This window comes from Sphaerisporangium rufum, assembly GCF_016863395.1.
Lineage (GTDB): Bacteria > Actinomycetota > Actinomycetes > Streptosporangiales > Streptosporangiaceae > Sphaerisporangium > Sphaerisporangium rufum.
In genome coordinates, this window is record NZ_BOOU01000035.1 from 1 (window position 1) to 25611 (window position 25611).

Consider the following 25611-nt stretch of genomic DNA (forward strand, 5'->3'; position numbering starts at 1 on the left):
TGCCAACTTACCCGATCGAATCGACTTGGGCAAGCCCAGGTCATCTTCATGCACGTTGACGGGGTATCGATCATCACCTGCACCCGCCCACACCGAGAGGCCGAGGCCTTGGAGTGGGGTTGTGCCGGGCGATGCCGACAACAAAAGATTAGCATCCGCTCCCGGGTGCCTGTGCACGGTTCCGCGGAACGGGCGGGCGCCATGGCCCGTGCCGGGCCGGATCCGCGGCCTAGACTCGTCGAGGTGAGCAGCGACAAGCCTCCCGTGGCGAAGAAGGTCCAGGCCGAACGCACCCATCACGGCGACACCGTGATCGACGAATACGCGTGGCTGGCCGACAAGGAAGACCCGGACACGGTCACCTACCTGGAGGCCGAGAACACCTTTACCCAGGCGCACACCAGGCATCTGGCGGACCTGCAGGAGACGGTGTTCCAGGAGATCAAGGGGCGCACGCAGGAGACCGACCTCTCCGTTCCCACCCGCAAGGGCGGCTGGTGGTACTACTCGCGCACCGAGGAGGGCAAGCAGTACGGCATCCAGTGCCGGGTGGCCGCCACCGGTGACACCCCGCCGGAGCTCACGCCCGGTGTCCCGCTGGCCGGTGAGCAGGTGCTGCTCGACGGGAACGAACTCGCCGGCGACAGCCCTTTCCTCGCGGTCGGCACCTCCTCGGTGAGCCCGGACGGGCGACGGCTGGCCTATTCGACCGACTTCAGCGGCGATGAGCGCTTCACCTTGCGATTCCGTGATTTGGAGAGCGATGAACTCCTGGCGGACGAGATCTCCGGGGTCTTCTACGGCGGCGCCTGGTCGGCGGACGGTTCGGCTTTCTTCTACATGACGATCGACGAGGCGTGGCGCCCGTACCGGGTGCACCGCCACCTGATCGGCACGCCGGCCGACGAGGACGTGCTGGTCTACGAGGAGACCGACGAGCGGTTCTGGGTCGGTGTCGGCCTGACCCGCAGCGAGCGCTACCTGGTGCTCAGCGCGGGCAGCAAGGTGACCAGCGAGGTACGGGTGCTGGACGCCGAGTTCCCGACCGGGGAGTTCCAGGTCGTCCGGCCGCGCCGCACCGGGATCGAGTACTCGGTCGACCATGCCGGCGACCGCTTCCTGGTCCTGCACAACGAGGACGCGCGGAACTTCGCGCTGGCCACCGCACCCGTCGACGACCCGGGTACCTGGACTCCGCTGATCGAGCACCGGGAGGACACCCGACTGCTCGACGTGGACGCCTTCTCCGACCATGTGGTCGTGCACTTCCGGCGGGACGGCCTCACCGGCATCCGAGTGCTGGCCGATGACGGCGAGCCGCACGAGATCTCGTTCCCGGAGCCCATCCACACCGCCGGCCCGGCCGGCAACCCGGAGTTCCACACCGGCCGGCTGCGGCTGGCGTACACCTCGATGGTCACACCGCCTTCGGTGTACGACTACGACCTGGCCGCGCGCGAGCTGATCCTGCTCAAGCAGCGGACGGTGCTCGGCGGGTACGATCCCGGCGACTACCAGCAGTTTCGCGAGTGGGCGGTGGCCGAGGACGGCACCCGGGTCCCCATCTCGATCGTCATGAGGAAGGGCGCCCGGCGGCCGGCGCCGACCGTGCTCTACGGCTACGGCAGCTACGAGACGTCCATCGACCCCTCGTTCTCGGTGCCGCGGCTGAGCCTGCTGGACCGCGGTTTCGTGTTCGCGATCGCGCACGTGCGGGGCGGCGGCGAGATGGGCCGGCACTGGTACGAGGACGGCAAGCTGACCAGCAAGAAGAATACGTTCACCGACTTCGTGGCCGCGGCCCGGCATATGAAGGCGGCGGGCTGGTCGGGCGAGGTGGTGGCCCGGGGCGGCTCGGCGGGTGGCCTGCTGATGGGGGCGGCGGTCAACCTGGCGCCGGAGGAGTTCGCCGGCGTGGTCGCCGAGGTGCCGTTCGTGGACGCGCTCAACACGATCCTCGACCCGTCCCTGCCGTTGACGGTGATCGAATGGGATGAATGGGGCGATCCACTGCACAATCCGGACGTGTACGCGTACATGAAGTCGTACACCCCGTACGAGAACATCGACGACCGGGCGTATCCCCCGATTCTCGCCATCACCAGCCTGAACGACACCCGGGTGCTCTACCACGAACCCGCCAAGTGGATCGCCCGGCTGCGTGCGGTCGCCAAGGGCGGGCCGTTCCTGCTCAAGACGGAGATGGGCGCCGGGCACGGTGGTCGCAGCGGCCGGTACGACGCCTGGCGTGAAGAGGCGTTCACCCTGTCCTGGATCCTGGACCGGGCCGCCGGCGAGGCCGCCACGCAGGGGGGCAAAGTATGACGTACTCGGCGGCGGCGGACCGGTACGAGCGGCAGCCGTACCACCGCTCTGGGCGCAGCGGGCTCAGGCTGCCCGCGGTCTCGCTCGGCCTGTGGCACAACTTCGGCGACGACAAGCCGCTGGACGTCCAGCGGGCGACGCTGCGCCGGGCGTTCGACCTCGGGGTGACCCACTTCGACCTGGCCAACAACTACGGGCCGCCGTACGGCTCGGCGGAGGCGAACTTCGGGCGGCTTTTCGCCCAGGACCTCCGGCCGTACCGGGACGAGATGATCATTTCGACCAAGGCCGGGTACGACATGTGGCCGGGGCCGTACGGGGAGTGGGGCTCGCGCAAGTACCTGCTGGCCAGCCTCGACCAGTCGTTGAAGCGCATGGGGCTGGACTACGTCGACGTCTTCTACAGCCACCGGCCCGACCCGGACACCCCGCTGGAGGAGACGATGGGGGCGCTGGACACCGCGGTGCGGTCCGGCCGCGCGCTCTACGCCGGCGTCTCGAACTACTCCCCCGAGCAGACCCGCCAGGCGGCGCGCATCCTGCGCGAGATGGGCACCCCGCTGCTGATCCACCAGCCGCGGTATTCGATGCTCGACCGGTGGATCGAGAACGAGCTGCTCGACACCCTGGAGGAGGAGGGCGTCGGCTGCATCGTGTTCTCGCCGCTGGCCCAGGGGCTGCTGACCGACCGGTATCTCGGTGGCGTCCCGGACGACTCGCGGGCGGCCAAGGAGAGGTTCCTGCGGACCGCCGACCTGTCGCCGGACCTGCTGGACCGGGTGCGGGCGCTGAACGAGATCGCGGCCGGCCGCGGCCAGTCACTGGCGCAGATGGCGCTGGCCTGGGCGCTGCGCGACGCCCGGGTCACCTCGGTACTGGTCGGCGCGAGCGGCGTCCGGCAACTGGAGGACAACGTCGCCGCGGTGGACCACCTGGTGTTCGCCGACGACGAACTGGCCGCGATCGAGAAGGAGATCACCCGCGGCTGACCCGCCGCGCCGGCGGGCCGGTCACAGCGCGTTGTGGCGCTGGAGCCAGGTGAACGAGGCCCAGCCGGGAAGCACGGGCAGCCAGAAGGTCAGCAGCCGGAAGAGCAGCACCGCCGAGGTGGCCACCGGGCCGGGCAGGCCGGCGAGGGTCAGGCCCAGGTACAGTGACGCCTCCACCGCGCCCAACCCGCCGGGGGTGGGCGCGGCGGAGCCGATCGCGTTGCCGGCCAGGAAGACCAGGGCCACCGCGGTGAAGCTGAGCGAGCCGCCGAACGCGCGGACGCAGGCGTCCAGGCAGACCACGAACGCCAGCGTGAGCAGCATCGTGCCGCTCAACCCTTCGATGATCTTGCGCGGCGACTGCAGGACGTCCAGCAGCCGGGGCACCACGCCGGCGAACAGTGACCGGATGCGATCGACCGCCAGCCGGCGCAGCTGCGGCACGGCGAGCACGATCAGCACCAGCACCGCGCCGGACAGCAGCCCGATGACCACGCCGCGGGACGGGCTGACCGACGGGGCGGCGTTCGTGCCGGTGATGTAGCCGAAGAGCAGCAGCAGCAGGATGTGCGCGCCGAGGCCGACGAGCTGGGAGGCGCCGACGCTGGCCACCGCAAGCCCCGGGGCGATGCCACGTTTCTGCAGGTAGCGAGAGTTGATCGCCACGCCGCTGACCGCGGCCGGCGCCACGAGCTTGACGAACGAGCCGGCGAACTGGGCGAGCACCGTGCTGCCCAGCGGGAGGCGCTCGGGGACGAACCCGCGCAGCATGAGCGCGGCGGCGAGGTAGCTGACCAGTGCCGCGGCCAGGCCGATGCCACCCCACTCCCAGCGGGCGGAGGTGACGACCTCCAGCAGGTTCACCCGGCTGAGCTGGGAGAGCAGGAAGTAGGCGGCGAACGCGCCGGCGATGATGGTGACGAGCGTACGCGGCTGGAAGCGCTCCAGCCGGACCTCCTCGACCTCGACCTGCGGGGTAAGGGCAAGGATCTGTTCGCGGATCGCCGGCAGCAGCTCCTTGTTCTTGTTCACCTCGGCCCGGGTGCCGCGGGTCAGCGCGATCCGCTGGAGCAGCGGCAGCGCGCCGGCCAGCGACCGCTCGGGCACGACCCGGGCGGCGGACCTGACCGAACGTTCCGGGCCGACGCGCAGCGCCAGGTAGGTGAGGAGCTGGACGATGTCCAGGCGCAACAGCAGGTCGCCGGCCGCGATCTCGCCGCTGCGGGCGTCGGTCAGCACGACCTCGCCGTTGAGTCCGAGGTGGATGCTGTCCCCGGTGAGGCGGCGGTGGGCCAGCCGTTGCGCCTGGAGCAGGTCGATCTGTTCCCAGATCCTGACGAGCAGGTCGTCGTCGAGCTCCTCGTCCAGCACGTCGTCGAGCGGCCGGGTCTCCAGGTGCTCGTAGACGAGCAGCGCGGCGTCGGTGCCGATCTCGCTGGTGCCGAACAGGCGGGGGGTGTTGACTCCGGCGGCCTGGGCGGCGTAGGCCATCAGGGCCTCGCGCTCCAGTTCGGCGCGCAGCGAGCGGATGGCCCGGCGCCGGGTCTCGGAGTTGAGCCGCAGGCGGCGCCACAGGCGGTAGACGACCCCGGAGACCTGCCGGTCGCGATCGAGGACCGTGACGTCCAGCCGCCGGCCGTCGGTGGTGGTCACCGCGTAGCGGCGGCTGCCCTGGGCGTCGTCGGCGATGCGAGCCGCCTTGGCCGGCACCGGGCCGAGGCGGCGCAGGGCCGCGACGACGGTGCCGCCCGGCGGCCGGGTGTTGGGGCTGCCGACGGCGTACAGGGTGGCGTAGCCGATGGCGAGGCCGACGAGGTAGGTGACGATGACGCCGAGCGCGGTCGCCTCGGCTCCGGTGAACAGCGCGAAGACGTCCAGGGCGATGGCCGCCCACATCACGGCCCGCCAGGTCGGTCGGCGGGACAGGCGTACCGCGGTGATGTAGGCCACCACCGAGGTGAGGAGCGTGTTGAGCGGTTCCACGTCCCGGCCGCCGGTCAGCAGCAGGCGCAGGTCCTCCGGCCCGGCGGCGGTCAGCCACTCGCCGAGAACGAAGGAGACGAGCATGCCGGCGATGGCGGCGATCAGGCCCTCGGCGACCCGCAGGCCGTCGCGGTGGAAGACGCGTTCGACGGCGAACGCGGCCGGTACCGCGAGGACGGCGGTGCCCGCGATGAAGCTCGCCACCCAGATCAGCAGGACGGGGGCCCGGCTGGTGCCGTCGGTGACGTCGGCCTCCAGGCCGTTCAGCGTCTTCTGCGCCACCAGGGCCAGCAGCACCACCGCGGCCAGCGCCAGGATGGCGGCCAGGAATCGCAGCGCATCGGACGGGCGGCGCAGGCGCTGGGGCAGCAACGGCTCGGCCACCAGCACGGCGCGCTCGCCCTTACCGTCACCCGTCGGGTCCGCGGTGTTCTGGGCCGGCCCGGTCACCTCGTCCGTGGCCGGGCCGCCCGCGGGCACGCCGGAAGCGGCGGCGGGGTCGTCCGTCCCCGCCGCCCGGCCGCCCTCGCCGAGCTCCCTCGTATCGGTCACTACCGCTGTCCCGCGTGCCTTTCGGGTCATGCGAGCCTCGCTCACCCTGATCACCATCATGGCGGGCCGCCGTCACGTTCGCGTTCCCCGTGCGCGGCACCCGCAGCGCGGGGTCCCCGGCGAACCGGCACACCTCGGCCATTCGCTGACACTCTACGGCGCCTGCGGTCCACCGGCCTCGGCCGAAGGGATGACCTTGGTTCCGCCGGGTGTCCCGGCCGCTGGGCCGGTATACCGTGCCCAGGTAACGTGGTGCCATGACAGGTGAGCTGAAGGTTCTGGGCGCCTGCCCGCTGGACTGCCCGGACGGCTGCTCCTGGGTGGTCACCGTGCGCGACGGCCGGGCGGTGGACCTGCGCGGCAACCGCGACCACCCCTACACGCGCGGCGCGCTCTGCGTGAAGGTGAATCGTTACCTGGAGCACGCCGGCGCGGCCGATCGCATCATGTACCCGCTCCGGCGGGTCGGCCCCAAGGGCTCCGGCCGATTCGAGCGCATCACCTGGGACGAGGCCCTGGATGAGATCGCCGAGCGGCTGACCGCCATCATCGACGAGTTCGGCGGTGAGGCGATCTGGCCTTATCAGGGCACCGGGACGCTGGGGTACATCCAGGGCGAGTCCGGGGACGCCGGCCGCCGGTTGTGGAACGCGCTCGGCGCGTCCCGGCACGATCTGAACATCTGCGCGCGGGCCGGGAACGTCGGGCTGACCCGTGCCTACGGCTCGCCGGGTGGGATGGACACCGAGGACTTCGCGCACTCCCGGCTGATCCTGCTGTGGGGCACCAACCCGCTGACCAGCGGTCATCATGTGTGGAAGTTCGTCCAGGAGGCCCGGGCCGCCGGTGCGCACATCGTGGCGATCGACCCGATCCGGACGCGCACCGCCGACCAGGCCGACGAGTATCTGGCGATCCGGCCGGGGACGGACGCGGCGCTGGCGCTGGCGCTGATGCACGTGGTGCTGGACGAGGGTGCCGAGGACCGGGACTATCTGGAGCGGTACACCGAAGGCTGGCCGGACTTCGAACGCGAGATCCGGAAATATCCCCCGGCGGTCGCGGCGGAGATCACCGGTATCCCGGAGCCGGAGATCCGCGCCCTCGGCCGGCGGCTGGCGCACACCCGGCCGGCCGCCATCCGTACCACCATGGGCGTGCAGCGGCACCGCGGCGGCGGCACCGCGGTGCGCACCATCGGCTGCGTCCCGGTCGTCACCGGCGACTGGCGCCACCGGGGCGGCGGCCTGTCCTACTCCACCAGCGGTCACGTGCCGATCCGGGCGGACGACCGGCCGGATCTCCTGCCCGCCGGCCCGGTGCGCACCCTGACCATGACCCGGCTCGCCGAGGGCCTGGCGGACACCGAGCACCCGGTCAAGTGCCTGTGGGTGTACGCCGCCAACCCGCTCGGCAGCACCTCCGACCAGAACCGGGTGCGGCGCGGCCTCGCGCGCGAGGACCTGTTCACCGTGGTGATGGAGCAGTTCCCCACCGACACGGTGGACTACGCCGACATCGTGCTGCCGGCGACCATGCAGATCGAGCACACCGACCTGCACGCCGGGTACGGCCACATGTACCTGATGTGGAACGAGCCCGCGGTGCCGCCGCCCGGCGAGTGCGCGTCCACGACCGAGACGTTCCGCCGGGTGGCCCGCCGGCTCGGCCTGACCGATCCGTCCCTGTACGAATCCGACCTGGAGATCGCCGAAGGGCTGCTGTCCGGCGGCCACCCGGCGCTGGAGGGCATCACCGTGGCGCGGCTGCGGGCCGAGGGATGGGCGCGGTTGAACCACCCCGACCCCTTCCTGCCGTACGCCGCCGGGTTCCCGACGCCGTCCGGCCGGCTGGCCTTCCCGGCCGCCGGCGAGGGTTATCTGGCGCCGCGCACCGCGCGGCCGGACGGACCGTACCGGCTGGCGCTGGTGACCCCGGCGTCGCACATGTTCCTCAACACGGTGTTCGCCAACAACCCGGAACTGGCCCGGCGGGCCGGCGGGCCGAAGATCCTGGTCAGCGAGAAGGACGCCGCCGAGCGCGGGCTGGCCGGCGGCGACCGGGTGCGCGTGTTCAACGACAACGGCGAGATGGCGGCCGAGCTGGTGGTGAGCGACCGGGTGCCGCCGGGCGTCGTGGCGACCACCAAGGGCAACTGGCCGAAGCTCTCGCCCGGCGGCGTCAACGTCAACGTGCTCGTCGACGAGCGGGACGCGGACATGGGGCGGGGCGCGGTCTACCACGACAACCTGGTGGAGATCGCTCCCTGGTGAGCCGGCCGGCTCACAGGTGGAGCTTGAAGCCCACGTGCGAGTCGACGAAGCCGAGCGAGGCGTAGAAACGGTGGGCGTCGGACCGGGTCCGGTCGGTGGTGAGCTGGACCAGGCGGCAGCCGCGGTCGCGGGCCCGGTCGACCGCCCACTGGATCATCGTGCGGCCCAGGCCCTGGCCGCGCCGGCCGGCGCCCACCCGCACCGCCTCGATCAGCGCGCGCTCGCCGCCCCGGCGGGACAGGCCGGGGATGAAGGTGATCTGCAGGGTGCCGGCCACCTCGCCGTCCACGGTCGCGACGATCAACTCCTGGCGGGGGTCGGCGTCGATGGCGTCGAACGCGGCGAGATAGGCGGGATCGTCCGGGTCGCCCTCCCGCCCGGCGGCGACGGGGTCGTCGGCGAGCATCGCCACGATCAGGGGGACGTCCTCGCGCCCGGCGGCACGGAAGAGCACTGGCATGCCGCAAGCCTATCCAGGGCCCTCCTCCGGCCCGGGAGGGGCTCGGTACCGCCGCCGGCCACCCTGCGGCCGGGAACCCCGACCGTCCCTGACCAATGATGGGGGCCAAGCCAGGGTCCGACCCCGATGTGGACATGACCGCGCGCGGGGCAGCCTGATGGCATGAACGAACTGACTCGGCGCGACGAGATGTCGCTCGCCGGCGCGGCCCTGCGGGGTGCGCCGTGGAAGGCCGCGACCATCACCGGAGTGGGCAGCGCGGCGATCAGCACGATCCTCGGCTGGATCACCCCCGGGCCGCTCGACCTCAGCTGGGCGCTGTGCCTGGGCGCCGGACTGTTCTGCCTGGTCGCCGCGGTGGGCGCGGTCAGCAGGCCGGAGGTCGGCGACCGCGTCACCCGCCAGGCGCGGCTGTGGTCGTTGCGCCATCCGTGGCGGTTCGCGCTCTATCCCGGCGGCGGGGCCGCCGTCCTCATGTACCCGGTTCAGTTCGTCTTCGACGGCGAGGGGGTGTTCGGCGCGGCGCTGGACGCCCTGCAGGGCGGCGCCCTGGTCTACCTGGTCGCCGCCCTGGCGACCCTGTCCCTGCGCGGCCGGGCCGGCCGCGCGGGCTGACCGGCTCCCCGGGAGGGGGATGGGGGGCGGTGGCCGGCCAGGTGCCCGGCCGGGCGCCGCCCCTGCCGCGAGATGTCACGAGGCCGGGCCGTCCCGCGTGGGACGGCCCGGCCTTCGCCGTCCGGGTCAGCCGGCCGCCCGCTCGACCTGGTTGCGGCAGACGCAGAATTCGTTGCCCTCCGGATCGCGCAGGGTGACCCAGCCGGTGCCGTCGGGCCGCCGGTGGTCCTCATGCAGGGTGGCGCCGTGCGCGAGCAGCCGCTCGGTCTCCTGGTCGCGGGTGCCGTTCCCGGCGGCGACCACGTCGAAGTGCAGGCGGTTCTTGACGCTCTTGCCGTCCGGCACCTGGATGAACAGCACGTGCGGCTCCTGCGGGGTCATCAGCATGACCTCCGGGTCGCCCGGCTGGTCCTCGTCGGAGAGGGGCACGCCCAGAACCTCGCTCCACCAGGTGGCAAGGGTGTAGGGGTCCGCGCAGTCCACGGTCACCGTATGTATCTGGATCATCCGGTCACCCAACCGCAACACCGGTGAACCGGTCAAACCGGTTTCCGGGCCGCCGGGCCGGCGGCACGGCGCAGCAAAATGGCGGTTCCGCCGGAAACGTCGGGAGAGCTGCCGGACATGTGGGGGTGAGGAGGATTCCCGGCCCGTCCGGGAGCAGGCAGGATACCGACAGGTCCCATCCGGAAGGAACAGCGCGTGGGCCCACCCGACCCGAGGCAGCGGTTCGAAGAGATGTACCGGGCGAACTACGCGGATCTGCTGGCGTACGTCCGCCGGCGTACCGGCTCGCCGGACGACGCGGTGGACGTCATCTCGGAGACCTTCACCACCGCGTGGCGGCGGATCGACGAGGTTCCCGGGGACGGCCAGGCGCGGCTGTGGCTATACGGAGTGGCGCGCCGGGCGCTGGCCAACCACCACCGGGGCGAGGCCCGGCGCGGCGCGCTCGCCGTGCGGTTGCGCGAGGAGCTGACCGCCTGGGACGAGAGCCGGTCGCCGGAGGACTCCGGCGCGATCCGGGAGGCGTTCCGGCGGCTGGGGCCGGACGACCGCGAGGTGCTGGCCCTGCGCAGCTGGGAGGGCCTGGAGACCGCCGAGATCGCGACGGTGCTCGGCTGCTCGCGGGGCGCGGTGCGGTTGCGCCTGCACCGGGCCAGGAAGCGTCTGGCCCGCGAGCTGGCCGTCGCCGACCTCGACGTGGGCCGCTACGGGGAACGAGCTCTCGCACTGCTGGAGGGGCAGGGATGAACGCCGACATCGACCGCCTGGTCGCCTCGATCGCCCCCGGTGCGGGCCCCGGGGTCACCCCGGGCGCGCTGGAGATGATGGACGAGATAACCGCCACCGGACCGGCCCCGGCCGCCCGCCGCCGGTCGTGGCCGGCCGGCCTGGCATGGCCGTCGGCCCGGAGGATGAGGCTGGTGGCCGGGTTCGCGGCGCTGGCCGTCGTCACCGGCTGGGTGCTGCCCGGCGGGTTCGGTGCCGGTCCGGCGGCGGCGCTGGACGTCCGGCGGTCCGGCGGCTTCTTCGTGGTGGTCGTCAAGGACCTCTACGCCGACCCCGGGCGCTACCGCCGCGAGCTCGCGTCCCTGGACCTGCGGATCGGCATCCGTGTCGAGCCGGCCAGCCCGAGCGCGGTGGGCCAGGTGTTCGTGAGCGCCGAGGACCGGGCCACGGCGCGGGCCAAAGGCACCCATGCCGTCCCCAGTAGTCCGGACATCACCGCCATCGAGGACCGCAAAGTGTGCGGTTACTGGGAGAAGTGCACCATCGGGGTGCGGATCCGGATCGGCTATCGGGGCACCGGTGAGATCAGCCTGGGCCGGCCCGCGCGTCCGGGGGAGCAGTACACGATGCCCGGCTGGCTGGCCGCTCCCGGCGAGCCGCTGCACTGCGTCGACTTCGTCAACCGGCGCAAGGCCGAGGTGGTGCGCATGCTGCGGGAACACGGCGTGCGTGACGTGACCTTCGCCGGCTACCGGGCACCGGTCCCCGACGCGCCGGACTCCTGGTACGTGCACGACGGGGTGATGAGCAGCGCGGGGCACGCGCTCCTGCTGGTCGACCCGGCGCCCCATCCCAAACCGGTGGACGTGGCCCAGAAGTGTCGCTGACCCCCGTTGCGGCGTATGTGACATAGCTCCATGTAGGGCGGGTTTTTTAGGGGTTACTGACGGGTAGCATAGGAGGTAAGGTTACTGACGAGTACGTTTTGACGGCACTTCCCTGGTGCGAGGAGACGGGCAGCCATGGGGCACTACAAGAGCAACGTCCGGGACCTGGAGTTCAACCTCTTCGAGGTGTTCGGGCGGCACGAGATCCTCGGCGCCGGCCGGTTCGCCGAGCTGGACGAGGACACCGTGCGCAGCGTGCTGGACGAGGTGAACCGCCTGGCCACCGGCCCGCTGGCCGACTCCTTCGAGGAGGGCGACCGCACCCCGCCGGTCTTCGACCCCGCCACCGGCTCGGTCACCATGCCCCCGGGCTTCCGCCGGTCGTACGAGACCTTCCGGGACGCGGGCTGGACCAACCTGGACCTGCCGGAGGAACTGGGCGGCCCCGGCCTGCCGCGCAGCGTGTGCTGGGCGCTCGCCGAACTGGTGCTGGGCGCCAACCCGGCCGTCTGGATGTACTCCAGCGGCCCGGCCTTCGCCCACGTGCTGCACACCATCGGCACCGAGGAGCAGCGGCGGTTCGCCGAGCTGGCCATCGAGCGCCAGTGGGGCGCGACCATGGTGCTCACCGAGCCGGACGCCGGCTCCGACGTGGGCGCGGGCCGCACCCGGGCCGTGGAGCAGCCGGACGGCACCTGGCACATCCAGGGCGTCAAGCGCTTCATCACCAGCGCCGAGCACGACATGGCGGAGAACATCTTCCACCTCGTGCTGGCCCGCCCCGAGGGCGCCGGTCCCGGCACCAAGGGCCTGTCGATGTTCCTGGTGCCCAAGTACCACGTGGACCTTTCGACCGGCGGGCTCGGCGCGCGCAACGGCGTGTACGTGACCAACCTCGAGCACAAGATGGGCCTGAAGGTCTCGACCACCTGCGAGCTGACCTTCGGCGACCGGGAGCCGGCGGTCGGATGGCTGGTCGGCGGGGTGCACGAGGGCATCAAGCAGATGTTCATGATCATCGAGCACGCCCGGATGATGGTGGGCACCAAGGCCATCGCCACCCTGTCCACCGGCTACCTGAACGCCCTGGAGTACGCCAGGCAGCGGCTGCAGGGCGCCGACCTGGCCCGGATGGCCGACAAGAAGGCTCCCCGGGTCACCATCGTCCACCACCCGGACGTCCGCCGCGAGCTCATGCTGCAGAAGGCGTACGCCGAAGGCATGCGCGCGCTGGTGCTCTACACCGCGACCTTCCAGGACGCCGCGCAGATCGCCGGGTTCGAGGGCCGCCGGGACACCGCGGCCGAGGCCATGAACGACCTGCTGCTGCCGCTGGTCAAGGGCGTCGGCTCCGAGCGGTCGTACGAGATGCTGGCCCGCTCGCTGCAGACCCTGGGCGGCTCGGGCTACCTGCAGGACTACCCGATCGAGCAGTACGTGCGGGACGCCAAGATCGACTCGCTGTACGAGGGCACCACGGCGATCCAGGGCCAGGACCTGTTCTTCCGCAAGGTCCTGCGCAACCAGGGCGTCGCGCTCGGCTCGCTGGTCGGGGAGATCAAGGAGTTCGCCGCGTCCGCCGCCGGGAACGGCCGGCTCAAGGAGGAGCGCCGGCTCCTCGGCGAGGCCGCCGAAGAGATCAAGGCGATGGCCGACACCATGGCGGGCTGGGCCCTGGCCTCGGTGGAGGACCCCAAGGAGGTCTACAAGGTCGGGCTGAACACCACCCGGTTCCTGCTCGCCCTCGGCGACCTGGTGATCTCCTGGCTGCTGCTGCGCCAGGCGGAGATCGCGCTGAACGCCCTCGGGGCGTCCGACCGCGACCGGTCCTTCTACACCGGCAAGGTCGCCGCGGCGTCGTTCTTCGCGCAGACCGTGCTGCCCCGGCTGTCGGCCGAACTGCGGACGCTCGCGGCCACCGACCAGAGCCTGATGGAGCTGCCGGAAGAGGCGTTCTGACCCTGCGGTCACGGTGATCGGGGAGGGGGGTCCGGCCCCCTCCCCGGCGCCGGCCGCCGGCGCCGCCCGTCCGGCCCTGGCGCTCCGGGTGCCGATCGATGGTGTGCGTCCGGCCCGCCGGGTATTACGCTGCCGCTAGGCACCCTTTACCGAGCGACGCGGCGAGCCGGAGGTCTGGATGGGCATCGGGGTCAGCATCTTCTTCCTGACCATCGGGGCGATCCTGAAATTCGCCATCGAGCCGGACGTGCTCGGTGACAGCGTGCACATCGACGTGATCGGCATCATCTTCATGGTCGCCGGCGTGGTCGGGATCGCGATCAGCGTCTTCCTGACCAGCCGCCGCGGCGTGATCGTCGACCCCGAGGTCCACCACCGGGAGAATCCGCCGCCGGTCTGATCGCCCCCCGGCGGCGGCCGCCGTCAGACCTTGTACTGCACCGACGCCCGGCCGGCCATGATCGGCCGGATGGCGTCGGCGATCACCGCCTGGTGCACCGGATGGTCCCGGTACACCAGGTAGTCCTCTTCGGAGTCGAAGTCGGCCACCAGCGCGAACTCGTGGTTGCCCGGCGCCATGCCCGCGTCCGCGCCGAACTCGTACCGCCGGATCTCCGGGATCACCGCGGGCAGGCCGTGCAGCCCCTCGGTGACCCTGGCCTTCTGCTCCTCGGTGGCCTCCGCGACCCAGGTGAACAGCACGATATGCCGGAACATCCGCCCTCCTCCGCTAGCCGGAGCCGCCAGCGTACGGCCCCGCGCCGCCCGGGCGCCGGACCGGCGCGGGCCGGGCGGGTACGTGTCGCGGCGCGCGGCCGCCCGGCACGGCGCACCGGGCGAGGACGACCCGGCGGCACCCCGCGGGGGTCCGCCGGCCGCCGCGTCCGCCGCCGGTCGAGAACGCGACCGGCGGCGGAGACGCGGTCAGCTCCAGGCCAGCATGCGCAGCGGGTCTTCGAGCATGGCGCCGACGTCCCGCAGCATCCGCGAGCCGAGCTCGCCGTCCACGATGCGGTGGTCGAACGACAGCGCCAGGGTGGTCACCTTGCGCGGCACGATCTGGCCGTCCACCACCCACGGCAGGTCGCGGATCTGGCCGAACGCCAGGATCGCGGCCTCGCCGGGGTTGAGGATGGGCGTGCCCGCGTCCACGCCGAACACGCCGACGTTGGTGATGGTGATCGTGCCGCCGGCCATGTCGGCCGGCTGGGTGCGGCCGGAGCGGGCCTTCTCGGTCAGCTCGCCGAGTGCCCCGGCCAGCTCCGGCAGTGACAGCTCCTGCGCCTCCTTGATGTTCGGCACGATCAGCCCGCGGGGCGTGGCCGCGGCGATGCCGAGGTTCACGTACCGCTTGACCACGATCTCGTCGTCGGCCCAGGTCGAGTTGACCATGGGGTGCCGGCGGACCGCGGTGATGACGGCCTTGGCGACGAGCAGCAGCGGCGACACCTTCACCTCGGCGAAGTCGGGCAGCTCGCGGAGCCGCCGGACCGCGTCCATCGTGCCGGTGACGTCCACCTGCAGCCATTCGGTCACGTGCGGCGCGGTGAAGGCCGAGCCGACCATGGCGGCCGCGGTGGCCTTGCGCACGCCCTTGACCGGGATGCGCTCCTCCCGCTCGCCGGTGAACGCCCGGGGCGCCGGGCCGGCGGCCGAGGCGTCCGGCCGCGCGGCGGCGGCGTGCACGTCCTCCCGGGTGATCGAGCCGTTCGGCCCGCTGCCGGTGACGCCGGCCAGCTCCACCCCGAGGTCGCGAGCCAGCTTGCGCACCGGCGGCTTGGCCAGTACGGCCACCCCGCCCGCTCGCCCGGCCGGCGGTACCGATGCCGGTGCCGGCGCGGCGGCGGGAACGGCGGCCGGGGCGGCGGACGCGGCGGGGCCGGGGGTGGACGCGCCGGCGGTGGACGCGGCCTTGCGCGGCCGCCGGGTGGCGGCACCGAGCTTGACCCCGTAGCCGACCAGTACCGGCTGGCGCTCCGGCTTGGCCGGTCCGGCCGCCTCGGCCGGCTCGGTGGCCTGCGCCTCGACCGGCGGGGCCGGCACCATGTCGTCGGCCAGCGCGGTCTCCCTGGGCGCCGCCGCGCCCTCACCGGTCTCCACCGCGATGATCGGGGTGCCGACGTCGACCGTCTGCCCCTCGGTCACCCGGAGCGCGCTGACGTAGCCCTCGAAGGGGCAGGGCAGCTCGACGACCGCCTTGGCCGTCTCGATCTCCACGATCGTCTGGTTGACCTCGACCTTGTCGCCCGCGACGACATGCCACTTGATGATCTCCGCCTCGGTCAGCCCTTCGCCGACGTCGGGGAGCTTGAACTCTCGGAGCACGGCCCCTCCTAGAAGGCGAAGGTGCGGTCGACGGCGTCGAGCACCCGGTCGAGGTCGGGCAGGTAATGCTCCTCCAGCCGGGAGGGCGGGTAGGGCGTGGAGAAGCCGCCGACCCGCAGCACCGGGGCCTCCAGGTGGTAGAAGCACGCCTCGGTGGTCCGCGCGGCGATCTCCGCGCCGAGCCCGGAGAACACCGGCGCCTCGTGCGCGACCACGCAGCGCCCGGTCTTGCGCACCGACCGGACGATCGCCTCCATGTCCAGCGGCGACAGCGAGCGCAGGTCGACGACCTCCACCGACCGCCCGTCGTCGGCGGCGGCCGCGGCCGCCTCCAGGCACGTCTTCACCATCGGCCCGTAGGCGAGCAGGGTGACGTCCCGGCCCTCCCGGACCACGCGCCCGCGGTCGAACGGCACCGGCGTGGCGTCCCGGTCGAGGTCGGCCTTCTCCCAGTAGCGGCGCTTGGGCTCGAAGAAGACCACCGGGTCCTCGCACCGGATGGCCTGCTGGATCATGTGGAAGGCGTCCACCGGGTTGGAGCAGGCGACCACCCGCAGGCCGGCGGTGTGGGTGAAGTACGCCTCGGGGGACTCGCTATGGTGCTCCACAGCGCCGATGCCGCCACCGCAGGGGATGCGGACGACGACCGGCAGCCTGAGCTTGCCGAGCGAGCGGAGCGGCATCTTGGCCAGCTGGGTGATGATCTGGTCGGCGGCGGGGAAGACGAACCCGTCGAACTGGATCTCGCACACCGGGCGGTAGCCGCGCAGCGCGAGTCCGATGGCGGTGCCGATGATGCCGGACTCGGCGAGCGGGGTGTCGATGACCCGGCTCTCGCCGAAGTCCTTCTGCAGGCCGTCGGTGACCCGGAAGACGCCACCGAGCTTGCCGACGTCCTCGCCCATGATGAGGACCTTCGGGTCCTGCTCCATCGCGGCGCGCAGACCCTCGTTGATCGCCTTGGCGAGCGTGAGCGTGGTCATCACTCGGCCCCCTCGAAGCCCGCCAGGTAGGCGGCGTACTCGTCCCGCTCCTCGGCCACCAGGACGTGCGGCTCGACGTAGACGTGGTCGAACATGTCCAGCGGCTCGGGATCGGGCATCTCCAGGCAGCGTTTGCGCACGTCGCGGCCGAGATCGGCCGCCTCGGCGTCCACCGCGTCGAAGAAGTCCTGGTCGGCCAGCTGGTTGCGGAACAGGTAGGCCTTCACCCGCTCGATCGGGTCCTTGAGCTTCCACGCCTCCAGCTCGCTCGCCACCCGGTAGCGGGTCGGGTCGTCGGAGGTGGTGTGCGCGCCCATCCGGTAGGTGTAGGCCTCGATCAGGGTGGGCCCCTGGCCTTCGCGCGCGTTCTTCAACGCCTGGCGAGTGACGGCGAGGCAGGCGAACACGTCGTTGCCGTCCACCCGGACGCCCGGGAAGCCGAAGCCGCTGGCCCGCCGGTACAGCGGGATCCGCGACTGCTTCTCCAGCGGCTCGGAGATCGCCCACTGGTTGTTCTGGCAGAAGAAGACCACCGGCGCGTTGAAGACCGAGGCCCAGATGAAGGCCTCGTTGACGTCGCCCTGCGAGGTGGCTCCGTCGCCGAAGTAGACGATCGTCGCGGCATCGGCGCCGTCGCGCTGGACGCCCATCGCGTAACCGACCGCGTGCAAGGTCTGGCTGCCGATGACGATCGTGTAGAGGTGGAAGTTGTGCTCGGCCGGGTCCCAGCCGCCGTGGTTCACCCCGCGGAACAGCCCGAGCAGGTTGACCGGGTCGACGCCGCGGCACCACGCCACACCGTGCTCGCGGTAGGTGGGGAAGGCCATGTCGGCGTCGGTCAGCGCCCGGCCGGAGCCGATCTGCGCGGCCTCCTGGCCGAGAAGTGATGCCCAGATGCCGAGTTCACCCTGCCGCTGGAGGGCGACCGCCTCCTTGTCGACCCGCCGCACCAGCACGAGGTCGCGGTACAGGTCGCGGACCTCCTCGGGGGTGAGGTCGATGTCGTAGTGCGGATGCTCCACGCGCTCACCCTCGGGGGTCAGCAGCTGTACGAGCTCTGGTGGTGCCTCGGCACCCTGAGAGGCGTCGAATGTCACGTGCCGCTCCTGTGCGTTCGGGGCCGAAGAGATGGGATCGCCATCCACGACCGGCCGGTTAACACGCTGTTTGTACCGTTTGGTGGTGGTACGTCGGCGTTAGGGGACATCGTGGCAGAAGTCACAGGCCTGTGCGCAAGCCCGACCACCATGTCGTCCACACATCTCCCGTTCCCGGTGCGTACGACCGCACACCCGTCTCGACGTCGGCGGGGCGGCGCACCGCGGGCCGGGGAAGCCCCGCGGGCACGCCACCGTTAGGCTGGTCCAGCCGCATCCGGACCCGTCCCGGTACGGCCGCACCGACAGAGCGTCCCACAGCCGGTGGCGCGACCGCCTTCCGCGGGACACGAACAGTGGAGGACGACGTGGCACGCGTCATCGTGGACGTCATGCTCAAGCCGGAGATCCTGGACCCGCAGGGCCAGGCGATCGCCCGGGCTCTCCCCCGCCTCGGCTTCGCCGGGGTCGCCCAGGTCCGGCAGGGCAAGCGGTTCGAGGTCGAGCTGGACGGGCCGGCCGACGAGGCGGCGCTGGCGGACGTCCGGAAGATGGCCGAGACCCTGCTGGCCAACACGGTGATCGAGGACTACGCGGTGCGCGTCGAGGACTGACCGGCCATGCCGCGGGCATCCCTTCGCAGATCACCGCAAAAGGCGCGCCGAGCCGACCGTAAAGCAAGCGTGCGACCAACACTAAATAACAACAGAGTGATTCGCGATTAGGCCTGATTCTTCGGGGAACCTCACCATGGTGACTTTCGGCGCCTCGGAGGGGTTCGGTGGACATTGAGTTCTCGTTGGCCTTGCCGCGGGATGCCATAGGCATCCCGATGGTCCGGCGAGTGTTGGGGGACACTCTTCGGTGCATCGGCGTCACCGAGGACTGCGTCTCCGACATGCTCCTCGCCACCTCCGAGGCCTGCGCCAACGCGGTGCGCCACGGCGGACCGGCCAAGCGCTACGAGGTCAGCGCGGCGATCGGCCAGGGGCGCTGCGAGCTGCGGGTCGCCGACGGCGGCCTCGGCATCGGCGCCATCCCCCGGCAGTACCCGACCGGCGACGCCGAGAACGGCCGGGGAATCATGATCATGCAAGCGGTGGTCGACGAGATCTCCTTCGACATCACCCCCGGCAGCGGCACCACCGTCCTGCTGCGCAAGCGCCTCGACTGGGACGAGGACTTCCTCGCCCACCGCGACCGCGAACTCGCCGCCGTCTGACCCCCGCTGCCGGCCGATCAAGAGCGACACGCCCGGCCCCGCGCTCCAGCCGAACCGGCACCGGAGCGCGGGATCGTCCCTACGATGATCGGCCGAGCAGCTCGTCGACCGTGGTCACCGAGCCGGCACGCCGCAACCAGTGCCCTCTATCCAGCCTTCTTTCCACGCCTCGATGCGCCATTCGACCCAAGGCCGGGCGGCGAACTCCGAGACGTGCGCATCCACTGACGACGCCATCATGCGAAAAGCTCCTCGGCGGTGGCGACCTTGCCGGCGCGACGCACCCACCGCTCGAGCCGGGCCCGGTCGGCGCACGAGCTGATCGACTCCCGCTGCTCATCGGTGAGGGCCACGCCGCGCGACTCCAGCATCATCAGCAGTGCCGCCGCCTCCCCTCTGACGTGGCCCACCTCGATGCCCTCCTCGATGCCCTTGGCGCGGAGTTCGGAGACGTAGGGATAGGTCTTGGTGTTCATTAGCGTCCTCCACAGATCTCGTGCGCGGCCCTCGCCGAGACCGAACTCGGTGAACTCCGCCAGGCCGGTGGCCTCATTCGGGTCGATGTCCTGCAGCGCGTCGGAGAGCACTTCGAGTATCGCACCCGCCTGCCGTGACGTCGCGTGCACGACCGCTGACAGGATGGCGAAGTAGACGTCCTCGGCCGCACGCCGCCGGTCGAGGACGGCGGGGATGTTGGCCGGGCCGAGCACCAGCGGGCGCACCGTCAGCGTGTGCCACTCGGGCAGGCCGACCGTGTACGCCTGCTCGGCCCATCGTGCGGTGGCGCCGCTCCGGCAGATGACGAGCAGCAGGACGTCGCACGCGTGAGTGTCGTGCAGGTAGGCGAGGTAACGCGCCCAGCGGCGGCGTTTCTCCTCGGAGGTGTCGGTCTGGGACTCGAGCGCGGCGATCAGCCGCCGGTCGGGCAGGTGCAACATCAGCAGGGTGTCGACCCAGCGGGGAACGGGTTGCATATCGGTGAGGTCGACGTTCATGATCTCGACCTTGACCGGATCGGGGAGGGGCACGCCCAGTTCGTTCCGCAGCACGCGCGGGAGCAGTTCCGCGCGTTCCTGGAAGATCCGGTGCAGTGCCTCGTGCTGCGCAGTCGGCATGACTTTAAGTTACCAATCTTTTACGCTCCGCACATGTCGAACACAGAAGCGAGACGCCGGTTCTTCGGCGCGTCCGGGACGGAGGGGGCGGGCCGGGGCGGGCGGGGGTAACGGGTAGCCTGGAGGCACCGCCGCGGACCGGCGTCCGGGATGAATGAGACGTCGGCGCGGCGCTCGCGTGTGGAGGGATACGAGAGCCATGGGTGCTGCCCGGGTGGGCGTGGTCACTTTCCCCGGAACACTTGACGATCAGGACGCCGCCCGCGCGGTCCGGCACGCCGGCGCGGAGGCCGTCCCGCTCTGGCACGCCGACCGCGACCTGAGGGGGGTCGACGCGGTCTTCCTGCCGGGCGGCTTCTCCTACGGCGACTACCTGCGCTGCGGGGCGATCTCCCGGTTCGCGCCGCTGATGGAGGAGCTCATCCCGGCGGCCCAAGCCGGCCTGCCGGTGCTCGGCACCTGCAACGGCTTCCAGATCCTCTGCGAGGCCCACCTGCTGCCCGGCGCGCTGACCCGCAACGAGGGCCTGCATTACGTCTGCCGCGACCAGGCGATCCGGGTGGAGAACGCCAAGACGGCGTGGACGGGCGACTTCGCCGCCGGCCAGCGCATCACGCTGCCGGTCAAGCACGGCGAGGGCCGCTACGTCGCCGACCCCGGCACCATCGCGGCGCTGGAGGCCGAGGGGCGGGTCGTGTTCCGCTACCTGGACGGCAACCCGAACGGCTCGGTCAACGACATCGCCGGCATCGCCAACGAGGCCGGCAACGTCGTCGGGCTCATGCCGCACCCCGAGCACGCGGTCGAGGACCTGACGGGCGCGCCCGGAGTGGACGGCCGCGGATTCTTCACCTCGATCCTGAAGAGGTTCGTGAACCTGTGACATCGACGATCGACTCCGTCACCCGGGCCGCCGCGACCCCCGGCGAGCCGCAGCCCTACGCCGAGCTCGGCATGAAGACCGACGAGTACGAGCGGGTGCGGGCCATCCTCGGCCGCCGGCCCACCTCCTCGGAGCTGGCGATCTACTCGGTCATGTGGAGCGAGCACTGCTCCTACAAGTCCTCCAAGGTGCACCTGCGCCAGTTCGGCACCAAGGCCCCCGCCTCCGACGCGCTGCTGGTCGGCATGGGAGAGAACGCCGGTGTGGTGGACATCGGCGACGGCTGGGCCGCCACCTTCAAGATCGAGTCGCACAACCACCCCTCGTTCGTGGAGCCGCGCCAGGGCGCGGCCACCGGCGTCGGCGGCATCGTGCGGGACATCATGTCGATGGGCGCCCGCCCGGTGGCGGTGATGGACGCGCTGCGGTTCGGCCCGCTCGCCGCCCCCGACACCCGGCGGGTGCTGCCCGGGGTGGTGGAGGGCATCGGCTTCTACGGCAACTGCCTGGGCCTGCCCAACATCGGCGGCGAGGTGGTCTTCGACCCGTGCTACCTGGGCAACCCGCTGGTCAACGCGCTGTGCGTCGGCCTGCTGCGCAAGGACCGCATCAAGCTGGCCACCGCGCCGGGCCCGGGCAACAAGGTCGTGCTGTTCGGCGCGAGCACCGGGCCGGACGGCATCGGCGGCGCGTCGGTGCTGGCATCGGCCACCTTCGAGGACGAGTCGCACGCCAAGCGCCCGGCCGTGCAGGTGGGCGACCCGTTCATGGAGAAGCTGCTGATCGAGTGCTGCCTGGAGCTGTTCGAGGCCGACGTGGTGGTCGGCATCCAGGACCTCGGCGCGGCGGGCGTCTCCTGCGCGACGACCGAGCTCGCCGCCAAGGGCACCGGCGGCATGCGGGTCGATCTCGGCCTGGTCCCGCTCCGCGATCCCTCGCTGCGCCCCGAGGAGATCCTGATGAGCGAGTCGCAGGAGCGGATGATGGCCGTGGTCACCCCGGAGGACATCGACGCCTTCATGGCGATCTGCGCCCGCTGGGACGTGCCGGCCACCGTCATCGGCGAGGTGACCGACACCGGCCGGCTGGTCATGACCTGGCGGGGCGAGGTCATCGTCGACATCCCGCCGGGCACCGCGGCCGACGAGGGCCCGGTGTACGAGCGGCCCTTCCACGAGCCGGCCGGCCAGGCGGCGCTGAACGCCGACGACCCGGCGCGGCTGCCGCGGCCGTCCGACCTGCGGGCCACCCTGCTGGAGCTGCTCGGTTCGGCGAACCTGGCGTCCAAGGAGTGGGTGACCTCCCAGTACGACCGGTACGTGCGAGGAAACACCGTGCTGGCCATGCCCGCCGACGCCGGAGTGATCCGGGTCGGGGAGGTCATGCCCGACGCGGAGGAGACCCGCCGCGGCCTCGCGCTGGCCACCGACGGAAACGGCCGCTACGCCCGGCTGGACCCGTACGCCGGCGCCCAGCTCGCGCTGGCCGAGGCGTACCGCAACGTGGCGGTGACCGGGGCGCGCCCGCTGGCGGTGACCAACTGCCTCAACTTCGGCTCGCCGGAGGACCCGGAGGTCATGTGGCAGTTCGCTGAGGCCGTGCGCGGCCTGGCTGACGCCTGCAAGGCGCTCGGCGTGCCGGTGACCGGCGGGAACGTCTCGTTCTACAACCAGACCGGCAGCACGCCGATCCACCCGACCCCGGTGGTTGGGGTGCTCGGCGTGCTGGACGACGTCGGGCACCGGGTGCGGCACGGGTTCACCGCCCCCGGCCTGAAGATCGCGCTGCTCGGCACCTGCGAAGCGGAGTTCGGCGGCTCGGAGTGGGCGCACGTGGCGCACGGCCACCTGGGCGGGCTGCCGCCCGAGGTGGACCTGGCCGCCGAGCGGGCGCTGGCCGGCGTGCTGGTGGCGGCGGCCGCGAGCGGCCTGCCCGCCGGTTCGCACGACGTGTCGGACGGCGGGCTGGCGATCGCGCTGGCCGAGGCCTGCCTGGCGCACGGCGTGGGCGCGACCGTGCAGCTGCCCGGCCCGGACCTGTTCGCCGACCTGTTCGGCGAGTCGGCCGCCCGGGCGCTGGTCGCCCTGCCGCCCGAGCACTTCACGGCCTTCGCCGAGCTGTGCGCGGCCCACGAGGTGCCCTGCCACGGCATCGGCACCACCGGTGGCGAGATCCTCGCGGTCGACGGCGCCTTCGAGGTGCCGGTGGCCGAGCTGCGCGCGGTGCACGAGGCGGCGCTGCCGGCCGCGTTCCGGGCCTGAGACACCCGGGGTCCGTACGGCGGTGGATCCCCCACACGATCCACCGCCGGCGGCCCCGATCCGGCCGCCCCGGCGCGCCAGGTGGCTCTCTGGCCAAAATAGCGGAATTATCCGATTTTTCGGGGTTTCCGGGTCGACCCTCGGGCGGTTTCCGGAACGCCCGCCGCCACCGCCGGCCGTCCCGGGCGGATATCCGGCTGCCGACCGGACCACCGGGCGGGATAATGCCGACGGGACGCCGACGCGTCCCGTGGCGATCGCCAGGCCCGAGCGGAGGCTCCCCCGTGCCGTCCAATGACGACCGTTCGCCGTCACCTCCGGCACCGGCTCCGGCCGCCGGCGACCGGCCGTACCTGCCGCCGGCCACCCACCCGGTCCGCGGGCTGGTGTGGGCGCTGCATCTGGCGGTGCCGCTGGCCGGCCTGTGGCTGCTGGTCGCCCGGCCCCGGCTGAACATCCGGTGGGAGCACCATGTCAGCCACTTCTGGCTGGTCGTCGGGGTCGCCGCGGTGAACGTCGCGCTGGGCATGATGGTCGGCCAGGCCGCCGCCCGGCGCCGGGACGCCCGGCTGCTGCTGGTCTCGCTGGTCTTCCAGACCACCGCGGGGTTCTTCCTGCTGCACGGCCTGGCCACGCCCGCGCTGATCCTCGCCAAGGGCAGCCACGGGTTCGACATCGGCCAGCCGGTCGGGTTGCTGATCGCCGCGGTGCCGGCCTTCGTCTCCTCGCTGCCGCTCGGCGAGCGGGCGGCCGCGGCGGTGCTCGCCCGCGGCGACCTGCTGCGGGCCGGGCTGGTGCTGCTGCTGGTCGGCTGGGCGGCGGTGTCCCTGATCGAAGGGCTGACCCCGCTCAGCGCACCACCGCCGGCGGGCGGTGCCACGCTGGGGGTGCTCTCCTGGCCCGGTGCGGCGCTGTACGCCATCTCCGCGGCCATGATGTTCCGGGTGCACCGCCGCCGTCCATCGGCGATGCTGGTCAGCCTGATCACCGCCTACGCCCTGCTCGGCGAGTCCATGATCGCCGGCTACTTCCGGCCGAACTGGGTGCTCACCTGGTGGGAATGGCATCTGCTGCTCGTCGCCGCGTTCGTCTTCGTGGCCTACAGCGCCTACATCCAGTTCCGCCGGGAGGGCTCCGGCGCCGGCCTGTTCGACTCGGTGACGCTGACCGCGACCGTGCGCCGCGTCCAGGCCCAGTACGACGAGGCGCTGGAGGAACTGGTCGGCCACCTGCGCCGGATGGGGGAGGGCGCCGCCGGGCGGACGCCGGTCGCGCTCCGGCTGGCCGGGAAGTTCCGGCTGAACGAAGGGCAGGCGGCCGTCCTGGACCGGGCCGGCCAGGCGCTGGCCGCCGAACGCGAGCTGTCGGCGCGCCTCGGCGCGCTGGTGGACGTGGGCCGGCGCGCCCGGGTCGCGGTGGGTGAGGAGACGCTGCTGGCCGAGTCGCTCGACCGGATCCGGCAGGCGTACGGCGACGTGCGGCTGGGTCTGGTGGCGAACGGCCGGGTGGCGATCGGCGACCGCGCGTTCGACGCCGACGACTTCAAGGAGACCGGGACGGCCGGTGAACCCGGCCGGGTGGTGCACCCGCTGACCGTCAAGGGCGTGCTGGCCGGCGCCCTGTCCGTCCCGGTGGGCATGACGGCCCACGACGAGGCGCTGGCCGCCACCCTGGCCGGCCAGCTGTCCATCGCGCTGGAGAACGCCCGCCTCTACCGGGAACTGGAGACGCTGTTCCGGCAGTACATGTCGCCGGACGTGGCGGCTTCGCTGCTCGCCGACCCCGCGCAGGCGGCCCTCGGCGGCTCGCTGGTGGAGCTGACCGCGCTGTTCGCCGACCTGAAGGGGTTCACCACGTTCTCCGAACGGGTGTCCCCCGGCGAGATCGTGGAGATGCTGAACCGGTACCACGCCGCGGCGGTGCCCTGCGTGCTGGACAACGGCGGCACGATCGTGCAGTTCGTCGGGGACGCGCTGCTCGCCCTGTTCAACGCGCCCGCCGCCCAGGAGCGGCACGCCGAGCTGGCGGCGCGGGCCGCCCTGTCGATGCAGGAGGCCGCCGAGCGGATCGCCGGCGGCAACCCGGACTATCCGCGCTTCCGGGTCGGCGTCAACACCGGCCTGGCCCTGGTCGGCAACATCGGCAGCCCGGAACTGCGCGGCTTCAACGCGATGGGCGACGCGGTGAACGTGGCGGCCCGCCTGCAGGGCGTGGCCGAGCCCGGCAGCGTGGTGATCGGCGCGGCCACCCGGGCGCACCTCGGCCCGGGCGCGGCGGTCACCCCGCTCGGCGAGCTGAGCCTGAAGGGCAAGGAACAGGGGGTGGAGGCCTATGTGCTCACCGCGCTGGAGTGACCGGTGAACCCGCAGAATTCCCCACAAGGCATTAATACCGTGACCGGCGCGGCACCGGCCGGGCACGCTTCGACCCGGGCATCGGACGGGCTGGG

Annotated in this window: 21 protein-coding genes; 13 read left to right on the plus strand and 8 right to left on the minus strand. The window is 72.0% G+C overall.

The genetic code is table 11. From position 1 onward, the window contains the following. The first annotated feature begins 243 nt into the window (after window positions 1-243). Window positions 244-2325: a S9 family peptidase gene (locus Sru01_RS11820; protein WP_239137337.1), complete on the plus strand. Its 2082-nt coding sequence runs from the start codon at window positions 244-246 to the stop codon at window positions 2323-2325. Next, window positions 2322-3314 carry an L-glyceraldehyde 3-phosphate reductase gene (mgrA, locus tag Sru01_RS11825; RefSeq protein ID WP_203984249.1) on the plus strand — a complete coding sequence of 331 codons (993 nt, stop codon included), beginning with the start codon at window positions 2322-2324 and terminating at the stop codon, window positions 3312-3314. Before Sru01_RS11820 ends, mgrA begins: the two co-directional genes overlap by 4 nt. Window positions 3315-3335: 21 nt before the next feature. On the opposite strand, the gene Sru01_RS11830 is transcribed toward mgrA, so the two are convergent. Further along, complete coding sequence (locus Sru01_RS11830) at window positions 3336-5849, minus strand: lysylphosphatidylglycerol synthase transmembrane domain-containing protein (protein ID WP_239137339.1); 2514 nt, start codon at window positions 5847-5849, stop codon at window positions 3336-3338. A 257-nt stretch (window positions 5850-6106) separates the two neighbouring features. Here Sru01_RS11830 and Sru01_RS11835 point away from each other — a divergent pair, with 257 nt between their 5' ends. Beyond that, on the plus strand, window positions 6107-8122 hold the full coding sequence (locus Sru01_RS11835) for a molybdopterin-containing oxidoreductase family protein (RefSeq protein ID WP_203984253.1): 2016 nt from the start codon (window positions 6107-6109) through the stop codon (window positions 8120-8122). 10 nt (window positions 8123-8132) lie between these two features. Here the strand turns inward: Sru01_RS11835 and Sru01_RS11840 are convergent, their stop codons facing one another. Next, the gene (locus tag Sru01_RS11840; protein ID WP_203984255.1) at window positions 8133-8582 is read right to left on the minus strand and encodes a GNAT family N-acetyltransferase; all 450 of its coding nucleotides are present in this window, start codon (window positions 8580-8582) and stop codon (window positions 8133-8135) included. A gap of 162 nt (window positions 8583-8744) precedes the next feature. On the opposite strand from Sru01_RS11840, the gene Sru01_RS11845 reads away from it, so the two are divergent. Beyond that, window positions 8745-9197, plus strand: a complete 453-nt coding sequence (locus Sru01_RS11845) for a hypothetical protein (RefSeq protein WP_203984256.1) — start codon at window positions 8745-8747, stop codon at window positions 9195-9197. 126 nt (window positions 9198-9323) lie between these two features. Here Sru01_RS11845 and Sru01_RS11850 read toward each other — a convergent pair whose 3' ends face one another. Continuing rightward, window positions 9324-9704, minus strand: coding sequence for a VOC family protein (locus Sru01_RS11850; protein ID WP_203984258.1), 381 nt, complete (start codon window positions 9702-9704; stop codon window positions 9324-9326). Window positions 9705-9899: 195 nt separating this feature from the next. On the opposite strand from Sru01_RS11850, the gene Sru01_RS11855 reads away from it, so the two are divergent. The 4 genes from Sru01_RS11855 (at window position 9900) to Sru01_RS11870 (ending at window position 13676) form a co-directional block, all read left to right on the plus strand. After that, a complete protein-coding gene (locus Sru01_RS11855; RefSeq protein ID WP_203984260.1) occupies window positions 9900-10451 on the plus strand; it encodes an RNA polymerase sigma factor in 552 nt (183 codons plus the stop codon). Next, window positions 10448-11317 (plus strand): hypothetical protein, encoded by an 870-nt coding sequence (locus Sru01_RS11860; protein WP_203984262.1) that lies wholly within the window; start codon window positions 10448-10450, stop codon window positions 11315-11317. The genes Sru01_RS11855 and Sru01_RS11860 overlap by 4 nt, the downstream gene beginning before the upstream one ends. Before the next feature lie 135 nt (window positions 11318-11452). After that, on the plus strand, window positions 11453-13276 hold the full coding sequence (locus Sru01_RS11865; protein ID WP_203984264.1) for an acyl-CoA dehydrogenase: 1824 nt from the start codon (window positions 11453-11455) through the stop codon (window positions 13274-13276). A 178-nt stretch (window positions 13277-13454) separates the two neighbouring features. Beyond that, a complete protein-coding gene (locus Sru01_RS11870) occupies window positions 13455-13676 on the plus strand; it encodes a hypothetical protein (RefSeq protein WP_203984266.1) in 222 nt (73 codons plus the stop codon). 23 nt (window positions 13677-13699) lie between these two features. Here Sru01_RS11870 and Sru01_RS11875 read toward each other — a convergent pair whose 3' ends face one another. The 4 genes from Sru01_RS11875 to pdhA all read right to left on the minus strand — a co-directional run bounded on the left by Sru01_RS11875 (window position 13700) and on the right by pdhA (window position 17681). Further along, entirely contained in the window at window positions 13700-13993 is a 294-nt protein-coding gene (locus Sru01_RS11875; RefSeq protein ID WP_203984267.1) for a Dabb family protein, read from the minus strand. Between the two features lie 207 nt (window positions 13994-14200). Continuing rightward, window positions 14201-15601: a dihydrolipoamide acetyltransferase family protein gene (locus Sru01_RS11880; RefSeq protein WP_203984268.1), complete on the minus strand. Its 1401-nt coding sequence runs from the start codon at window positions 15599-15601 to the stop codon at window positions 14201-14203. Between the two features lie 8 nt (window positions 15602-15609). Beyond that, window positions 15610-16584, minus strand: coding sequence for an alpha-ketoacid dehydrogenase subunit beta (locus tag Sru01_RS11885; protein WP_203984269.1), 975 nt, complete (start codon window positions 16582-16584; stop codon window positions 15610-15612). Further along, complete coding sequence (gene pdhA, locus Sru01_RS11890) at window positions 16584-17681, minus strand: pyruvate dehydrogenase (acetyl-transferring) E1 component subunit alpha (RefSeq protein WP_203984270.1); 1098 nt, start codon at window positions 17679-17681, stop codon at window positions 16584-16586. The genes Sru01_RS11885 and pdhA overlap by 1 nt, the downstream gene beginning before the upstream one ends. 368 nt (window positions 17682-18049) lie before the next feature. On the opposite strand from pdhA, the gene purS reads away from it, so the two are divergent. Together purS and Sru01_RS11900 are read left to right on the plus strand one after the other, a co-directional pair. Continuing rightward, window positions 18050-18295 (plus strand): phosphoribosylformylglycinamidine synthase subunit PurS, encoded by a 246-nt coding sequence (purS, locus tag Sru01_RS11895; protein WP_203984271.1) that lies wholly within the window; start codon window positions 18050-18052, stop codon window positions 18293-18295. 218 nt (window positions 18296-18513) lie between these two features. Next, the gene (locus Sru01_RS11900; protein WP_275412156.1) at window positions 18514-18903 is read left to right on the plus strand and encodes an ATP-binding protein; all 390 of its coding nucleotides are present in this window, start codon (window positions 18514-18516) and stop codon (window positions 18901-18903) included. Between the two features lie 236 nt (window positions 18904-19139). Here Sru01_RS11900 and Sru01_RS11905 read toward each other — a convergent pair whose 3' ends face one another. Then, window positions 19140-20018, minus strand: coding sequence for a hypothetical protein (locus tag Sru01_RS11905; RefSeq protein WP_203984274.1), 879 nt, complete (start codon window positions 20016-20018; stop codon window positions 19140-19142). Between the two features lie 199 nt (window positions 20019-20217). Here Sru01_RS11905 and purQ point away from each other — a divergent pair, with 199 nt between their 5' ends. From purQ to Sru01_RS11920, 3 genes are all read left to right on the plus strand, one after another. Next, window positions 20218-20901 carry a phosphoribosylformylglycinamidine synthase subunit PurQ gene (purQ, locus tag Sru01_RS11910; protein ID WP_203984276.1) on the plus strand — a complete coding sequence of 228 codons (684 nt, stop codon included), beginning with the start codon at window positions 20218-20220 and terminating at the stop codon, window positions 20899-20901. Next, the gene (purL, locus tag Sru01_RS11915; protein ID WP_203984278.1) at window positions 20898-23162 is read left to right on the plus strand and encodes a phosphoribosylformylglycinamidine synthase subunit PurL; all 2265 of its coding nucleotides are present in this window, start codon (window positions 20898-20900) and stop codon (window positions 23160-23162) included. The genes purQ and purL overlap by 4 nt, the downstream gene beginning before the upstream one ends. Window positions 23163-23446: 284 nt before the next feature. Continuing rightward, the gene (locus Sru01_RS11920; RefSeq protein ID WP_239137342.1) at window positions 23447-25516 is read left to right on the plus strand and encodes an adenylate/guanylate cyclase domain-containing protein; all 2070 of its coding nucleotides are present in this window, start codon (window positions 23447-23449) and stop codon (window positions 25514-25516) included. The last annotated feature ends 95 nt before the right edge of the window (window positions 25517-25611 follow it).

Excerpts from the sequence above, each read along its gene's own strand:
- mgrA (WP_203984249.1), top strand. The coding sequence starts at position 2,322 with ATGACGTACTCGGCGGCGGCGGACCGGTACGAGCGGCAGCCGTACCAC.
- Sru01_RS11835 (WP_203984253.1), top strand. The coding sequence starts at position 6,107 with ATGACAGGTGAGCTGAAGGTTCTGGGCGCCTGCCCGCTGGACTGCCCG.
- Sru01_RS11840 (WP_203984255.1), bottom strand. The coding sequence starts at position 8,582 with ATGCCAGTGCTCTTCCGTGCCGCCGGGCGCGAGGACGTCCCCCTGATC.
- Sru01_RS11845 (WP_203984256.1), top strand. The coding sequence starts at position 8,745 with ATGAACGAACTGACTCGGCGCGACGAGATGTCGCTCGCCGGCGCGGCC.
- Sru01_RS11850 (WP_203984258.1), bottom strand. The coding sequence starts at position 9,704 with ATGATCCAGATACATACGGTGACCGTGGACTGCGCGGACCCCTACACC.
- Sru01_RS11860 (WP_203984262.1), top strand. The coding sequence starts at position 10,448 with ATGAACGCCGACATCGACCGCCTGGTCGCCTCGATCGCCCCCGGTGCG.
- Sru01_RS11865 (WP_203984264.1), top strand. The coding sequence starts at position 11,453 with ATGGGGCACTACAAGAGCAACGTCCGGGACCTGGAGTTCAACCTCTTC.
- Sru01_RS11870 (WP_203984266.1), top strand. The coding sequence starts at position 13,455 with ATGGGCATCGGGGTCAGCATCTTCTTCCTGACCATCGGGGCGATCCTG.
- Sru01_RS11875 (WP_203984267.1), bottom strand. The coding sequence starts at position 13,993 with ATGTTCCGGCATATCGTGCTGTTCACCTGGGTCGCGGAGGCCACCGAG.
- Sru01_RS11885 (WP_203984269.1), bottom strand. The coding sequence starts at position 16,584 with ATGACCACGCTCACGCTCGCCAAGGCGATCAACGAGGGTCTGCGCGCC.
- Sru01_RS11900 (WP_275412156.1), top strand. The coding sequence starts at position 18,514 with ATGGTCCGGCGAGTGTTGGGGGACACTCTTCGGTGCATCGGCGTCACC.
- Sru01_RS11905 (WP_203984274.1), bottom strand. The coding sequence starts at position 20,018 with ATGCCGACTGCGCAGCACGAGGCACTGCACCGGATCTTCCAGGAACGC.
- purQ (WP_203984276.1), top strand. The coding sequence starts at position 20,218 with ATGGGTGCTGCCCGGGTGGGCGTGGTCACTTTCCCCGGAACACTTGAC.